At 42.4% G+C, this 16,236-nt stretch carries 13 protein-coding genes and 3 pseudogenes; 1 reads left to right on the top strand and 15 read right to left on the bottom strand.

The window, feature by feature from the left end:
• Positions 1–27 precede the first annotated feature (27 nt).
• The 15 genes and pseudogenes from alaS to RG608_RS04485 all read right to left on the bottom strand — a co-directional run bounded on the left by alaS (position 28) and on the right by RG608_RS04485 (position 15,916).
• Positions 28–2,646: an alanine--tRNA ligase gene (gene alaS / locus RG608_RS04555; RefSeq protein WP_308946594.1), complete on the bottom strand. Its 2,619-nt coding sequence runs from the start codon at positions 2,644–2,646 to the stop codon at positions 28–30.
• Positions 2,647–2,682: 36 nt separating this feature from the next.
• The gene (locus RG608_RS04550; RefSeq protein WP_268686431.1) at positions 2,683–3,264 is read right to left on the bottom strand and encodes an LURP-one-related/scramblase family protein; all 582 of its coding nucleotides are present in this window, start codon (positions 3,262–3,264) and stop codon (positions 2,683–2,685) included.
• 140 nt (positions 3,265–3,404) lie between these two features.
• Entirely contained in the window at positions 3,405–4,412 is a 1,008-nt protein-coding gene (gene prsA / locus RG608_RS04545; RefSeq protein ID WP_268686430.1) for a peptidylprolyl isomerase PrsA, read from the bottom strand.
• Positions 4,413–4,524: 112 nt separating this feature from the next.
• On the bottom strand, positions 4,525–5,208 hold the full coding sequence (locus tag RG608_RS04540) for an O-methyltransferase (RefSeq protein ID WP_268686429.1): 684 nt from the start codon (positions 5,206–5,208) through the stop codon (positions 4,525–4,527).
• Position 5,209: 1 nt separating this feature from the next.
• Positions 5,210–7,012, bottom strand: a complete 1,803-nt coding sequence (gene pepF, locus RG608_RS04535; RefSeq protein WP_308946593.1) for an oligoendopeptidase F — start codon at positions 7,010–7,012, stop codon at positions 5,210–5,212.
• A 162-nt stretch (positions 7,013–7,174) separates the two neighbouring features.
• A complete protein-coding gene (locus tag RG608_RS04530; RefSeq protein WP_002929842.1) occupies positions 7,175–7,483 on the bottom strand; it encodes a hypothetical protein in 309 nt (102 codons plus the stop codon).
• 35 nt (positions 7,484–7,518) lie between these two features.
• Positions 7,519–7,893 carry a hypothetical protein gene (locus tag RG608_RS04525; protein WP_308946633.1) on the bottom strand — a complete coding sequence of 125 codons (375 nt, stop codon included), beginning with the start codon at positions 7,891–7,893 and terminating at the stop codon, positions 7,519–7,521.
• Positions 7,890–9,509 carry a hypothetical protein gene (locus RG608_RS04520; protein WP_268686426.1) on the bottom strand — a complete coding sequence of 540 codons (1,620 nt, stop codon included), beginning with the start codon at positions 9,507–9,509 and terminating at the stop codon, positions 7,890–7,892. Before RG608_RS04520 ends, RG608_RS04525 begins: the two co-directional genes overlap by 4 nt.
• A gap of 1 nt (position 9,510) precedes the next feature.
• Complete coding sequence (locus RG608_RS04515) at positions 9,511–9,897, bottom strand: DUF1310 family protein (RefSeq protein WP_032906448.1); 387 nt, start codon at positions 9,895–9,897, stop codon at positions 9,511–9,513.
• Between the two features lie 196 nt (positions 9,898–10,093).
• Positions 10,094–10,501 carry a DUF1310 family protein gene (locus tag RG608_RS04510; protein WP_268686425.1) on the bottom strand — a complete coding sequence of 136 codons (408 nt, stop codon included), beginning with the start codon at positions 10,499–10,501 and terminating at the stop codon, positions 10,094–10,096.
• Between the two features lie 316 nt (positions 10,502–10,817).
• Positions 10,818–11,204: pseudogene (locus RG608_RS04505) on the bottom strand (DUF1310 family protein).
• Between the two features lie 170 nt (positions 11,205–11,374).
• On the bottom strand, positions 11,375–12,325 hold the full coding sequence (locus tag RG608_RS04500) for a competence protein CoiA (protein ID WP_268686423.1): 951 nt from the start codon (positions 12,323–12,325) through the stop codon (positions 11,375–11,377).
• 115 nt (positions 12,326–12,440) lie between these two features.
• Positions 12,441–13,609, bottom strand: a pseudogene (locus RG608_RS04495) (MFS transporter).
• Positions 13,610–13,703: 94 nt separating this feature from the next.
• Positions 13,704–15,058: pseudogene (locus RG608_RS04490) on the bottom strand (DUF1958 domain-containing protein).
• Positions 15,059–15,208: 150 nt separating this feature from the next.
• Positions 15,209–15,916: a glucosamine-6-phosphate deaminase gene (locus RG608_RS04485; protein WP_268686420.1), complete on the bottom strand. Its 708-nt coding sequence runs from the start codon at positions 15,914–15,916 to the stop codon at positions 15,209–15,211.
• A gap of 135 nt (positions 15,917–16,051) precedes the next feature.
• On the opposite strand from RG608_RS04485, the gene RG608_RS04480 reads away from it, so the two are divergent.
• Positions 16,052–16,231 carry a hypothetical protein gene (locus RG608_RS04480; protein ID WP_268686419.1) on the top strand — a complete coding sequence of 60 codons (180 nt, stop codon included), beginning with the start codon at positions 16,052–16,054 and terminating at the stop codon, positions 16,229–16,231.
• The last annotated feature ends 5 nt before the right edge of the window (positions 16,232–16,236 follow it).

Below are 16,236 nucleotides of genomic sequence, written 5' to 3'. Positions count from 1 at the left end.
ACCTTTTCATCTATCTGTTATCTAATATTACAACTTCTCAGCAACTGCTGCTAGCAGGTCTGGAATAGCTGATTGCTTGCTGCCGCCGGCCATAGCCATGTCTGGCTTACCGCCGCCTCGACCATCTACAATCGGTGCCAATTCCTTAATCAGATTACCAGCATGTACGTCCTTAGTCTTGCTGGCTGCAAGGACATTGACCTTGTCACCAATTGCTGCTACCAGTACGAGAACATCTGAATAGTCTTTCTGCTTCCAAGTATCCGCAAAGGTACGCAAGGCACCTGCATCAGAAACAGAGACCTGACTAGCGATAAAGCTATGTCCATTTGCTTCTTGAACATTCTTGAAGACCTCACCAGAGGCCGCTGCTGCTGCTTTTTCCTTGAGCTCCGCATTCTCTTTTTGCAGTTGACGCAGCTGCTCTTGCAGTGCTTCTACCTTGTGAGGCACTTCCTTGATTTGCGGTGCCTTGAGAGTCGCTGCAATAGCCTTAAGCGCCTCTTCTTCCTCACGGTAGGCTTCAAAAGCTTCCTTGCTGGTGACTGCCAAGATACGGCGAGTTCCAGATCCGATACCTTCTTCTTTGACAATCTTGAAAATACCAATTTCAGAAGTATTGCCCACGTGAGTTCCTCCGCAAAGCTCGACAGAGTAGTCGCCGATGGTTACGACACGAACTTCTTTACCATACTTTTCGCCAAAGAGCGCCATGGCACCCATTTCCTTAGCCGTGTCAATATCTGTCTCTACTGTCTCAATGGCAAGAGCTTCCCAGATTTTCTCATTGACTTCTTGCTCAATAGCGCGCAACTCTTCTGCTGTCACTGCTTGGAAATGCGTAAAGTCAAAGCGCAGGAATTCTACTTCGTTCAGAGAGCCAGCTTGGGTTGCATGGTTGCCAAGAACATTATGCAAGGCTGCATGTAAGAGGTGAGTCGCTGTGTGGTTTTTCATCACACGGTGGCGACGGCTGTGGTCGATTTCCAGTTTGTAGCTTTGACCCAGAGCTATAGGTGCCAAAACTTCTACAGTATGCAATGGCTGACCATTTGGTGCCTTTTGCACATCCGTCACTTGCGCTACCAGATTACCTGCTGCATCAAAGATTTGACCGTGGTCGGCCACCTGACCACCCATTTCTGCGTAGAATGGCGTTTCTGCAAAGATGAGGGCAGCTGTTCCTGTTTCAACAGATTCGACTGCTGCATCATCCGCCACAATAGCAAGGAGTTCAGCTGTCAGATCTTCTTCTTCGTAGTTAAAGACACTCTCTACAGTGATGGCCTGCAAGGTTTCATTTTGCATGCCCATTGATCCGCCCTTGACGACAGAAGCACGCGCCCGATCCTGCTGCTCTTTCATAGCGGATTCAAAGCCAGCACGGTCTACAGTCATGCCTGCTTCTTCAGCGATTTCCTCAGTCAACTCCAGTGGGAAGCCGTAAGTATCGTAGAGTTTGAAGGCATCTTGACCAGAGATGATTGTCTGACCTTTTTCTTTCAGGTCTGCTACGATGCCTTGGGCAAAGTGTTGACCAGAGTGTAGGGTGCGGGCAAAAGATTCTTCCTCACTCTTGATAATCTTTTCGATAAAGTCCTTCTTTTCAAGGACTTCTGGATAGTAGCTTTCCATAATCTTGCCCACAGTTGGTACCAGCTTGTAAAGGAAAGTCCCTTCGATGCCCAGCTTTTGACCATGCATTGAAGCACGGCGGAGAAGACGGCGAAGCACATAGCCACGGCCTTCATTTCCAGGAAGAGCTCCATCACCAATGGCAAAGGAGAGCGAGCGGATATGGTCTGCAATCACCTTGAAACTCATATTGTCGCCATCTTGGTCATAGACCTTGCCAGACAGTTTCTCTACTTCACGAATGATTGGCATGAAGAGGTCGGTCTCAAAGTTGGTCTTAGCCCCTTGGATAACAGCGACCAAACGCTCCAAACCAGCACCCGTATCAATGTTCTTGTGTGGCAATTCCTTGTACTCGCTACGCGGTACAGCAGGGTCAGCATTGAATTGTGACAAGACGATATTCCAGATTTCGATATAACGGTCGTTCTCAATATCTTCTTCTAAGAGACGAACCCCGATATTTTCTGGATCAAAAGCCTCACCCCGGTCAAAGAAAATCTCTGTATCTGGTCCAGAAGGTCCCGCACCGATTTCCCAGAAATTATCCTCAACCGGAATCAAATGACTAGGCTCAACGCCCATAGCAATCCAGCGGTTGTAAGAGTCCTTGTCATCTGGATAGTAGGTCATGTAGAGCTTGTCTTTGGGAAAATCAAACCACTCAGGGCTAGTCAAAAGCTCGTAAGCCCACTCAATCGCTTCATCACGAAAATAATCGCCGATAGAGAAATTGCCCAGCATTTCAAACATGGTATGGTGGCGGGCAGTTTTTCCAACATTTTCAATATCATTGGTCCGAATGGCCTTTTGAGCATTGGTAATCCGAGGATTCTCTGGAATAATGGTTCCGTCAAAGTATTTCTTGAGGGTTGCTACACCAGAGTTAATCCAGAGCAAGGTTGGATCGTTGACCGGCACCAAGCTGACAGATGGTTCTACTGCATGATCCTTAGTTGCCCAAAAATCCAGCCACATTTGACGAACCTGAGCACTTGACATTTGTTTCATTTGTTTTTTCTCCTTAAATTTTTTCTAAAAATTGCATTATGAGGACGAACTTTCCAGCATTTCGACATAATCAATAGCGACACAGAGGGAAATCACCAAATCTGAATAAGTCTCCTCATAGACATTCACCTGATAAGTAGAGGTTAGATGGAAGAGCTCCTTGGTAATCTCTGCAACGACTTGATTGCTGTCATCCAGCAGACGAAAGTTTAAATCCCAGATGTTCCCTTCAACCCGTAGCCCCAAATTATCAAATTTATACTTATCACGCAAAATAGTGAATTTTTGACGAATATAAAAGCTATGCCCGCTGCTGAGTTTGATTTCAAACTGGGGCAGGAAGGTTAGAACGGTCTTGGTAATCTGACTGACGATTTGCCCCTGACTATCATAGATAGTAAAGGTCTTAGGAATCTGGAAGAAAGAGCCCTCCACTTGATAATCCACATTTCCTCGATCGTCCTTGATATCAAAGCGTTCGCCGCCTAAGCGAAATTTCTGTTTGACAAGATAGGTTTTCATTATGTTACCTCCAGAGTCAACATAAAAGACAAGTTCCTTGTCCGAAGGGCGAAAAACCGCGGTACCACCTTCATTCAATGAACTTGTCATTCTCATTTCGTATTCTATTTTGCTAGATGAGTAGCATGATTCTCCGCCTCAGATGGCTCGCAGCACCGCCAATTCTCTGAACTAAGAACTTGAAAAATCAATTCTCACCAGTCTTATTATACTTGCTTATTGTCTTTTCGTCAACCTTATTCTGCGGCTGATGATGAAGCTTCTGCCGAACTGCTTTCAGCTGCTGAGCTGGACTCAGAAGTCTTTGAGCTGCTGGCAGCACTTGATGAAGAAGTTGAAGAGCCTGTCGTTTCAATATACTGAGCAAAGACAGATTGGAAAGCACTGTCCTTAACCTTGATGTTGGCATCTTTCAGCTCTTTAGCTACAACACTTTGGATAAAGCTAGTATCTTTTTCTTTTTGCGCAATGATAATCTTTTTCAGCTTATCTTTGTAGTCTTTCCAGTTAGAAGATTTCTCTGACTTCTTGACCAGCTTAACAATATAGTAGCTTGCTGAGTACTGTGAATCTGGCACAGTCACAAGGTCTGAAACGCCATTTTCTTCCAAAGCAAAGGCAGCTTTTTTGACAGCATCTGGAACATCAGTAGAGCCAGAGTCAAACTTGATTTCTCCGCCTTTTTCCTTAGTGGCAGCATCGGTAGAGTTTTCCTTAGCGATTTGACTGAAGTCTGCTCCTTCTGCTTTAGCTTTTTCAAGAACTTCCTTACCTTTGTCTTCGCTGGCAACCTTGATGATTTGAGCTGTTACTTCTGGCGTGTAGTTTTCAAAGGCAGCCTTGTAGTTTTCGTCAGTCAGCTCTTTTTCAGCAGCCTTCTTAACGGCATACTCTACCAGCATATTGGTACGGATTTGCTCCTTGTAGGCATCTTCAGTCAATCCGTTTTGAGCCAAGACTTGGGCAAAAGCTGTACCGTAAGCAGTTTTAGACTTTTCGAAAGCATCTTTAACATCCTTGTCTTTGACATCTTTGCCGTATTTTTCTTCAAAGATGTCTTTAATAGCCATCTGCAGCAAGACCTGCTGAGCTGCACCATTAGTCTTCACTTGATCGTAAAATTCATTGACAGTAATCGTGTTTCCTTTCATAGTCACGATGTCCTTGCCTTCTGAGTTGGAACATGCTGCTAATACAGCGACTGACAAGAGTGTCACAGCTCCTGCAAATATTTTTTTCTTCATTTTATATTGACTCCTTATTCTTAAAAGTTCACGTTTTCTATTGTAGCACAAATTTGAATTGATATCTTAAATTTTACTAAAAATTTTTGGAAATTAGGAAAAATCAGAGATGTCATTTTTTTCTAATCATAAGCAGTCCATCTCCCAAGGGAAGCAGACTCGCAGTCAGATCTGGACTGTCCAAAGTTGCGTCAAACAGGCTATGCAAACCTCGGTAAATAGCCCTTTGGCCACGCTTAATTTCCTCAAAAGGCATGGCAACATCGCCACCTTGAAAGACATCATCAATGAGGATCAGACCGCCGGGATTGAGGCGCTTGAGGACCTGAGGCAGAAAGACCACATACTTGGACTTGGCAGAGTCCATAAAGACCAGGTCGTAGGAATCCTCCAGTGTCTCAAGCAGATCCATAGCATCACCTTCCAGCAGAGTGATCTGCTGACGGCTGTCATATTTGGCAAAATTAGCCTTGGCCAACTCAATCATCTCTGGATTGCGGTCAATGGTTGTAATCTGAGCCTGAGGCGCATGCTCAGCCATCAAAAGAGCCGAAAAACCAATGGCCGTCCCGATTTCTAAAATCTTCTCTGGCTGCAGGCTTTCGAGTAGCAGGCGGAAGTAAGCCACAGTCTCATGGGGAATCACAGGTACATTTTCAGCTCTGGCAAAGTCTTCCAGCTCCTTAAGTCCACCAGTGACTGGCTGGAGACGCTGCCTCATAAAGTCTACAATTTCTTCTTTGACCACAGGACGGCGCATATTGGGATTAGAGTTTTGATTATAAGTCTCGACCATCTTATGCCAGTCCCAACTTTTCTACCAAGGCTTCAAATTCATCCAGACGACGCTCAAAGACAGCAAAAGCAGCATTTAGGTAGTCTTCTTTTTCCATATCCACACCTGCTTTCTTGATGACATTGAGTGGATAGTCAGAGTTCCCAGCTTTCAGATAGTCCAAATACTTGTCCTTGTCTTCCTGACTGCCATGGACAATCTTTTCAGCCAAGGCAGAAGCCGCTGAAAATCCTGTCGAATATTGGAAAACATAGTAATCGTAGTAGAAATGAGGAATCCGAGCCCATTCGTACTGAATCTGCGGATTGTCTTCTTTTTTCAATCCATAGTATTTCTCGTTTAAATCAGCATAGAGCTCATTGAGAAACTCACTGGTCAAAACTTGACCTTCTTGGTCAGCCTTGTGGATAGCATGCTCAAACTCAGCAAACTGGGTTTGACGGAAGACTGTACCTCGGAAGCCATCCAAGAAGTGATTGAGGATAGCAAAGCGGGTAGCATCATCTTCTACTTCTTCCAAGAGCTTCTCTGTTAGGATGTTTTCATTGGTCGTTGAAGCAATCTCAGCTAGGAAGATAGAATAGTCTCCATAGACATAAGGCTGGGTCTCACGAGTATAACTGGAGTGCATACTGTGGCCTGTCTCGTGCACCAAGGTAAAGAGATTATCCAGCGTGTCCTGCCAGTTGAGCAACATAAAGGCATTGGTATCATAAGACCCGCCTGAGTATGCTCCTGATCGCTTGCCTTGATTTTCATGAACATCAATCCAGCGCTCTGAAAAAGCTGTCTTCACTCGGTTCAAATAATCCTCACCCAAAATAGCCAGGACTTCCTCAGACTTAGCCAAGGCTTCCTCATAAGTGAACTTGTAGTCTGTCTCTGACAAAGGTGTGTACATATCATACATCTTCAAGTCAGAAATGCCTAAAATCTTCGCTCGCAAAGCGATATAACGCTGCAAAAGAGGCAAATGCTTATTGACAGCTGAAACTAGGCTGTCATAGACACTTTCTGGAATAAAGTCAGCTGACAAAGCCGCTTCACGGGCAGATGAAAACTTGCAGACTTTCGCATTGTAGTTGTGGACCTTGACATTGGTCTGCAAAGTTTTAGCATAGGTATGCTGATACTGCTCGTAGACGCTGTAGAGAGCCTCGTAAGCTTCCTTACGGACTTCTCGGTTCTTAGACTCGACCAAGGTAATATAGTTACCATGGCTGAGCTGAACTTCATTTCCATCTTCGTCATGCACCATCGGAAAGACGATATCCGCATTATCCAAAATAGCAAAGGTTTCGCCCGCTGCGCCAAAGATTTCACCAGCACCGGCCAATAGCTCCTCTTCGCGCTGTGTTAAGATGTGGGCTTTCTTTTTCAAAAGCTTGTCAAAATAATGCTGATACAGCTTCAGGGCTGGCTGCTCAGCCAAGAAAGCCTGGTACTGCTCTTCTGTAATAGCCATAAATTCGGGCTCATAGAAGGCAAAGCTTTGACCAAAATCGCTGTAAAGAGTCATGCCTTTCGCCTGATACTCTTGGTACTTAGCTACACGTGTATCCTGGTCATTCTTCATGTGAGCATAAGAATAAAGCTTTTCAATATGACGCATCAAGTCCAGTTGCACTTCAGTCGTTGTTAAGAGACTGTCCGCTGAATCCAGCAAATGTCCAGCCAGACTAGCTGCTTTCTTCACTTCTTCTGAAACCTGCGCCAACTCGGCTTCAAAGGCTTCATCTGTTGGGAAAATGGTGCTCAAATCCCAAGTATATTTTTCTTCAATTTCATTTCTTTGTTTTGCCATAAAAAAATCCTCCGACTCCCCTATTTTATCACAAAATTCCACTTTTTATAAAACTCAAGTACCAAAATCACATAGTAGCTAGGCAGACTGACTTAGTTTTAAAAAAAACTCTTTGAACCTAATTCCTGACCAAACAAAAATTAGATTCCAAAGAGTTCCTCGCTAAATTTCTTCAAATTTCGTACTGCTGTTGTCTATAACGCTTACAACTTTTTTAGAAAATTGCCCTTTCATCGAGCTATCTATCTGATCTGCAGCTACTTTCACACTCTCCTGAACAGTCTTTGCGACATCGGTAAAAAGAGTATCATAATTGCTTTGAAGACTGCTTTTTTGAGCTAACAAAAGAGGAGCTAGAACATTCGTTATAATTTGCTTTTCTATTGCTTTTCTAATTTCTGCCAAATCAGATGTTTTAGATGGTGAAAAGTAACTTTTTACTGGTGTTGAAGCTATTTCTGATATAAACATAGACTTTTTCCTTTCCTCTACTCTAAACAGCAGATTTATTTAGAATCACGAAGATGAGAATAGCTATCTTCAATTTCCCATTCTAAACGGCGTCTCTGCTTAGAGAATGTTTCCAAAACTTTCTCATCTTTTAGATCAAGATTTTTCAGTTCCTCGCTGCTAGCCTCTTCCGCCAATATATCATAGGATTCTATATACTGATTTAGAGCCTGCCATTCGATACTAGTGTCCCTTTCTTGTTTCCGCAAAATAGCAGTCGCCATTTCATACTCTTCTTGTAGCATGTCGGAAAAAGCTTTTTTCTTAGATAGGATGACATCTCGTTCTTTATCAATCTTCAAGCGTTCCCGCTGAAGTTCTGAGTAAAGTTCCTCCATCTCTTTTTCTTTTTTAGCTATATCCTGCTTCATTGATTGATTTGGTTCCATTGTTCAAAATCTCCTGCTAACGCCTGATCTTTAGCCAGCAGCTGCTCAATGCCAGCTTCAATCTGACCTTGCAAAACTTCAAAGATAATTAGAGGCATTTGAAATTTAGACAATCGACTTTCAAAGTGCTCTTGTAAAGATCCGACCAATGATTGATAATCTGCACCTCCAGCCTGATAGGCTGCAGTCACCTCATCTGCACTAAGACTGAAGCCCTGAGGAACTTTTCCCAACTGCTCTGCTAGCTTTTCTGCTTCGCTAACAACCTGATCTCTAGCCTGCTTCAAAGTGTCATAGCCTAGTTTGGTCACATTTACTAAATTTTGAACAGTTGCCTGGGCTTGAACACTGTCCAGATAAATCTTTTCATTACTGCTAAATCCACCCTTAGACAGATACTTCTTCATATTCTGGTAAGGAATCATATTTGCTTTGATGGTATCCTTGATAGTCGTCTTACCTGTCCCATCCATAAGCACAAAGTTTTTATTTTTATCGTAGATATAGCCCTCCATCATATGCTGATCGCCGATTTCTTTTTCGACAGTCGCAATATGGCGTACAATACCAGCAGCATTTTCACTGCCAGATAAGCTGTAGCCTAAGCTGACGATGTCCTTATGGTCGATATGATTAAAAATCTTATACTTAGCGCTATCCAGTCGTGCCTGCTGTTCCTTGGGCAAGAGAGGATAGATATTAGGGCCATTGTAGATATGGACTGTGCCAATATGGCGCATCTCCTCCTCTGTCAGGGTGGATAGAGCATACTGGATATCCATAGAACCCAAAGAGTGTCCGTAAAGATCAATCTTGGCATTAGGGTACTTACGAATGGTTTCCTTAAGATGCTTAGCCGCATCCTTAAACTGAGCCGGAGGAAACTCTTGTGTCTTTTTGAGATAACTAGCAGCTACCAAAATATTCGGTGCAGCAATTCCTGTCGTGAAAGTTCCGCCAGAAACACCTGCAAGATTTGATATAACATTCTTCCTCAGCTCATTGAAAGGATTTTTATTGAAAGAATTAAGGCTCTGCTTCACAGCTTGACCAGCTTCTTTATTAAAGAATCCTACTACATTTCCTATGTTATTACTTACATCTCGATCTGCCTTATCTAATTCTTCTCGGCTTTTTTGAGTAATCATATTTTTTGAATGACGATAAACAAAAGGGGTAGCATATTCTACTGCACCTACAGGTCCCAGACGGTGAGATGCCGTCACAAAGTCTGTTGGCAGCCAATCCGTAACTGTATCGTGGAGCAACTTAGGAGTGTGCGTCTTGGTCTGAGAGCCCTGCATCATGACTGTCACATCCTGCACCTGAGCACGCTCAGCATCCGAAGCTGAGTAGGGAACAGCACCACGCAAACTCCCATTAGAGTCTTTGATTTCAGCTTCTGTTAAGCCACTTTCTTTATTCGTTAGCACATAGACCTGCTCTTCATGACCATTTACATTATCGTAAATTTGGGAGACGGTTCCAACATAGGTTTCGTCACTTAGTTCAATTTCTTGATTAACACGTTTTATCTCATATTCTTGTAAGGCAATTTTTACTTTCTGTTTATCACTAAATGATTCATCATATGTCATATTATTCTCCTCTCAATTTCTTTGCGAGTTCACCAGAAATTACGTATCCAGAATACTCCATCTGTCCATTAGAATCTTCCGTTAATGTTGTTGTAATTGTCAAGTCAGGATCATCGTTGATTATAAGCTCAACAATTAAACCTCCCATGGGATTATACTCAAGATTTTTTTCGTTTATTGTATATTTTTTGATTATTCCCTTTTCTGTCAATGCTTCAGGATCTTTCTTCTTTAACATTTGCTTAATCAATCTCTTAGATTTTTTACTCTCCGCAATCTGAATCATTTCTTCTTTTTCTGACCGACTGTTTACCATACTGCACCCTCCTAAAAACATAGCTGAACTGAGCGTGATGATACTCAAAAAGATTACAAAAATTTTCTTCATGGTGGCTCCTTTCGCTTCTCATCTTTGCTAAAGCTGGATCCTTAGCAAAAGTGGGAAACTAGATTTAGATTAATGTTTTATATTGATTATTATACTATTTTCCCAAAGAATATGAAAGCGGAATCATCAAAGATTCATAAATATAAAATGCTTTATCATAGCGCAATCATTGCTAGGAAGTTATGAAGGAAAAACCTTATTCTTCATTGCTATTTACATTTTCTTCATCCATTAGTTCTGTAAGCTTCGGTGACCACACAGTTCCATTCCTATGAAATTTCCCATTTTCGTCCTCTGTAATGACATATCCTAGTGTTACTTCTTCGTCACCATTAATGATTAAATCAAACATTAATCCTCCCATTGGGTTCTGAGTCAGAGTTTTCTTATCAATTTCATAACTTTTAATTTTCCCTTCAGGTGTTAATGCTTGAGGGTCAATCTTTTTCAGCCCTTCCTCAATTACACTCTTCATCTTTTTACTTTCTGAAATCTGAAGCATTTCTTCTTTTTCTGACCGACTGCTTGGCATACTGCAACCTCCTAGAAACACAGCTGAACTGAGCGTGATGATACTCAGAAATATTACAAAAATTTTCTTCATGACAGCTCCTTTCACTTCTCGTCTTTGCTAAAGCTGATACCTTAACGAAAATGAGAAGCCAGTTTTAGATTAGCGTCTTATATTGATTGTTATACTATTTTTCTACAGGATATGAAAACGCAATCATTTTTAAGGGTTCGTAAAGATATAAGCTTGTTCTTCATTGCCATGTACATTATCGTAAATCTGAGAAAGATTACCAATGTATCAATTCTTACCTGCTATTGAGTAATTTTTCCCAAATTCTAATTCACGATACTCTACCAAAGCTGCTGCAACATTCTGCTTATCATTGTACTCTGCATTATTAGCTATATTAATCCTCTCCTAATAACTCACTCAATTCTTGTGGAATACCATATGATACAACTTCATATTCTCCAGTATCTTCTTATTGAACAGTCATATCAATATTCAAAACTTCATTCCCATTAATAATTATATAAACATTTAGTCCACCCATTGGGTTATAATCTAACTTATCCTTTTGAATTTCATAGGATTTAATCTTCCCTTCTGCTGTCAAAGCTTTGGGATCTAATTCCTTAAGAAAATCTTCCAAGGCTCTCTTCATCTTTTTACTCTCTGCAATCTGAAGCATTTCTTCTTTTTCTGACCGACTGCTTGGCGTACTGCAACCTCCTAAAAACATAGCCGAACTGAGCGTAGTGATAATCAGAAATATTACAAAAATTTTCTTCATGGTGGCTCCTTTCGCTTCTCATCTTTGCTAAAGCCAGCTGGATTAGCACGATTTAGAATTTTTAAATATCTAACTTATTACTTTATTATATTATACAGGATTCTCAAATATTCTAAAACTGAAAGGATAGCTAAAAGATTATGGCTTCATCAATGAGAAACTAGAGGTACTTAACAATTTTCTTTTATCATCTCATAAAAAGCTGGTGAATAAACAATTTGCAGATTTTTTTGCTGGAGATTGGCGTAATAGTTCTCAAACTGCTGGTAATAGTCAGTCAGGTCAGTAGTTATCTGACAGAAGGAGGCAGCTTGTATTGGCCGAACCTGTGGATAGAAATCCTCTGCATTCTTAGTCAAGAGATTATCGCCATTCTGGTAGAGCTGCGCCTGCAGCCGCATCCATCTAGGCTGCTGATAATAAAGCTGACGGCGGATATAGCTGCAGATGTGCGGATCTTGCTGGGCCAGAAAGCTGTTCATCTCCTGCTTTTGAAAGGGCAAACGCAAAATATCCAAAAGCTGGCCGTGACCAAAGGGAAAGTTCTTGGTCTTGTGCTGGACTTTTCCATGCAGATCTTCGTGAATCAGGTATTTGAGACGCAGAACTCGCTTTTCTTGATCCAGCTCCCAGAGATGAAAGCCCATATTTTTACTAAAATAGAGAAAATCCTTCTGCAGACGGGTTAGGGAATCCTTGAGCCAAAGTTTTCGCCCCAAGAGCCAGAGAACCTGATAGCCATGCTGGCGGTAAGAAAACGTCCGTTCCTGCAGCCGTTCTATACTTAGAGGACTGCACTGGACTTCAAGCGCCAGTTTTTCATCAACCAGTAGATCAGCAATCTGCTGCAGAGCAGGCAAAAAAGCCTCCACCTCAACTTCTTCTGTCTGGCCAGCCCAGCGAAAAAGCTCTGCCTTAAGGTTGAGGTGCTCAGCGCTCTCATTTTCCCTATAAAAGCTACACTCTTCTAGCGAGACATGGGCAAAATGCGGCTGCATAACTTTACCTTTTTTTAAACGGACTGCCCCTGAACAAGCGGGGCAGACGAAATCAGCCCCCTTCTCAATCTTCTCCTCCAGAGCATTACACAAAAGCCCCTTATGAGTTCGCGCCACAAACATATTCTAGCCCCCTCTAAAATTTCTCTCATTTACTAAAATATTCGCAAAAGAAAAGAGAAAAGATCTACACTGTCAAAAAAACGAGTCGAGAGAACATCTCTCTACTCGTTTTTCATTATCCAAATAACTGATTTCCTTTTCGTTCTGGTAATTTCAGAAAGAGGGCCAGCAGACAGACTAGACAGATAACAGCTGCTAAAAAGAGGTTCATTCCTTCGTAACCCCAACTGTCCAGAAAGTGACCCGCAAGATTTTGAATGAGAATGGTTCCTAGACTGCGGGCTGTCTGGACCAGAGCAATGGCAGTGACCAAGTATTTTTCATCAACCAAGCTAGCTACGATTTTCAGGGTCACCATAATCAAAACCATGCCTGTCACGTGCTTGGAAAGGAGAGTCATCCCGATTTTCGAAATCAAACCTAGGTCTAAAGCATAGACGCTGTACTGGAGAAAGATGATTCCCAGACAGATATAAAGAAGCTTTTTCATCGAAAGCTTGTCCATAAAAAGATAGGAATAAAAGATAAAAGGCGCTTCAACCAGAACTGATAAGGCAACGACAGTCGAAGCCCTATCTACCTCTAAGCCACTATGCTGTAGCATGGCCGGGATATAGGTATGACCAGTATTCCCCACCCCAGAGTAAAGGGCGACCAACAGCAGGTAAAAGAGATAGGTTTTGTTGGTCAAGAGCTTCCCCAGACCTGTCTGCTTGCGGGTATTCCTGCTTTCTAGGGCTGCTCGGTCGTGCTTGGGCTGGATTCCCAAAAGTCCTAGACTGCTGATAAGCATCATGCCAATAAAGACTGGGAAAATAGCCTGTGGTGCGACTCTTTGATAGATTAGTCCTGCCAGCTGAGAGCCTAAGGCATAGCCAATAGTTCCCCAAATCCGAATCTTCCCATAAGTATAAGGACTTTGAGCCGCAAGAACATCCATGACTGGATTGACCCCGTTAATCAGCAAGAGGACCAGACTATACCAGACCAAGAGCTGCCAAAGCTGAGTTGCCTTCATAAAAAAGACAGCCCCGACCATCATAGCTAGAAAGCTAAAAAGGAAGACTTTTTAATGCCCAATGTATCGCTGAGAACTCCAAAGATTGGCTGAGCCAACATGGAAGCAAAGAAGGAAGACGACACTACTAGCGATACTTGAGCATTAGAATAGCCTAAGTCCTGCATATAGACTGATATCAGGGTCGAAAAAAGAGAGTAGGCCAGAAAGAAAAAATTAAAAAGTAAAAAATGAGCTAAATAGCTGTTGTGAAACTTTTTTCGCATCGAAATCTCCTTAAGACAGAAAGAAAACTCAGCGAAAGAACTGAGTTTTAGCTTGGAAAGTCATTCCGTTCGCATGTGACAGAGGACATTCCCTTTATTCAACATCTGTATTTCTACGACGTTCCTGCTTTGCAGCCTTGCGTTTTTGACGACTGCGGTATTCAAAGTACAGAATGATTAGCAGGATGCCAACAGGCAGCAGAATCAACATCTTATCGCTGAAGAACACACCATACCAAGGCTTGCTTTCCGACTTGCTGCCAGTCACATTTTCAATAGCCTGAGCAACTGGATTCTCAACTTTCTCGACTTTCATTTCATCAGAGATCTTGCTAGACAAGGTCTTCAAGCCATTTTCAGCCTTGAGAACATTGTTTTCAACCTTGACTTTAGGCTCGGTTCCCTTTTTAACAGTAGCGTAGAAATCCTCAGGCAGCTTATATTTCTGTCCATCAATCTCCTGCTCACCCTTGGATAAGAGTTTTTTGTACTCGTAGTCCGCATAAGCCTTCTCAATCAAAGCATTACCAAAAGGATGGCGGTAATACTCACCGTCTTGGTCAGACCAGTCACCAACTCCCATAATCACAGCAATCATGCGCTGATCGCCACGCTTAATGGTCGCGATATAGTTGAAAGCACCATTAGGGCTAGAACCCGTCTTCATCCCATCTACTCCCTTGAGTGCGTATTTAGCACCTGGCAGGGAGTAATTATAGGTGTCAAAGGTTTCCTCGTAAGGAGTTCCAGCTTTAACCGTAACCTTAGCTTTATTAGTATAGTTTAGAATTTCAGGATGGTGATTGACAAAGTTATATGCTAGAATCGCTAAATCACGGGCTGTTGTCTGATTGCTGAGAGTATTATCATAATTCTGAGGGTTATAATAGCCCTTAAAAGAAACTGCCGCCGCACCGCTGGCATTGAACCACTTGGTATTCGTCATACCCAGCTCTTGAGCCTTGGCATTCATCCGATCCAAGAAAGCATCTGGATCATTATCCGATAGATAATTGGCCAGCATGACAGTTGTCGCATTGGATGAAGGCACGATGGTCATAGTAATCAGCTCAGCTACGGTATAGTCTACACCTGCGACAATCTTATTATTTGAAATTTCATAAATATTAGCGATGGCCTGATCCTGAGGTGTAGCTGTAATGACCGTCTTTTCGCTGATTTTTCCTTCCTTAATCGCTTCAAGACCAAGTAAAGCGTCATGAGCTTACTCATACTGGCTGGGTCACGTACCTCATCGACATTATCCTCCCATACAACATCGCCTGTACTGCCATCAATAACGAGAGAAGACTTGGGACGATTAATCGCCTGAACATTATCATGCGGATACATCTTTTTAGCCATATCCACCAATTCATCAGCCCTAGCAGCTAGTGGTGCTAACGAGGTCAGGAACGCAATTCCCAATAACAAAAGCTTTTTCTTCACAGGATCCTCCAAAGAACAATTATACCTATCTAGTATATCATATTTTACGCAAAGTCAACCATAAATCTAAAAATCCTACCTAAAAAATAGATAGGAAATTAAGAGACTTTTATCTGGCAAAGCCAATTTTATAGCAACAACGGCAAAATCTTAGTGATTTAACAAGCTAAGAGCTTCCTTATCAGCGATAATCACAACATCTGGATGCTTCTGGAGAGCACTGCCTGGCAGCTCCTCTGTCACCTCACCCTCAACAGTCCCTGCTATAGCCTTGGCCTTAGCTGAACCGTAAGCAAAGAGGATGATGGACCTAGCATTGAGAATATTGCCAATTCCCATGGAAATGGCCTGAGTCGGAACATCTTCCATCTTGTCGAAGAATCGAGCATTGGACTGAATGGTGGACGGCGTCAGATCCACTAAGTGAGTCTGGCTGTCGAAACTGGTTCCCGGCTCATTGAAGCCGATATGACCATTCGTACCAATTCCCAAAATCTGCAAATCAGCCGGATGCTCTGCAAGAAGCTGATTGTACCGCGCAACCTCTGCTTCTAAATCTTTCGCCGCGCCATTGGGCAGGAAGCTTGCTTTAAAAGGCTTTTGATTAAAGAGGTGCTGGTTCATGAAATAGCGATAAGACTGAGAATCGTCCGCCTGCAAACCGACATATTCATCCAGATTGACACTAATCATCTCTGAGAAATCAAGGTCGCTCTCAACGATCTGCTTGTAAAATTCTTCTGGGCTGCTGCCTGTAGCCAAGCCCAAAGTTTTTGCCCCCTGAGCCAGCTTTTCTTTGAGCAGCTCGAGAGCCACTTTGCCACCTTCTACTTGGTTTTCCACTTGAATAATTTTCATTTTCCACCTCCACATCTTTTTCTTAATTCTATTATATGGTATAGACCAATTTTTGTCAAGAAAAAGTCTGCAAAATAGACATACTTTCTAGTCGTGCTCGCTTCCTTTTGCAGCAAATCGTGTTATAATAGAGACATGTTTTTACTGATTGTTTTATTGATTTTATTTTTAGTCGGAGTCTTGCTCTGCAGCCTGAGCTTCCTCTTGAAAAAACAGCGAGGCTGGCAGATGCTGAGCTTGATTTTGGGAGGCTTACTTACAGCCAGTCCCTTCCTACTAGCCGCCTACCTACTCTGGCTGATGAAAACAATATAAGGAGA

The sequence above is a fragment of the Streptococcus sp. IsoGale022 genome (assembly GCF_031142805.1).
GTDB lineage: Bacteria > Bacillota > Bacilli > Lactobacillales > Streptococcaceae > Streptococcus > Streptococcus sanguinis_A.
Note: the sequence above shows the minus strand (reverse complement) of the source record. Positions and strands in the feature narration are given on the sequence as shown.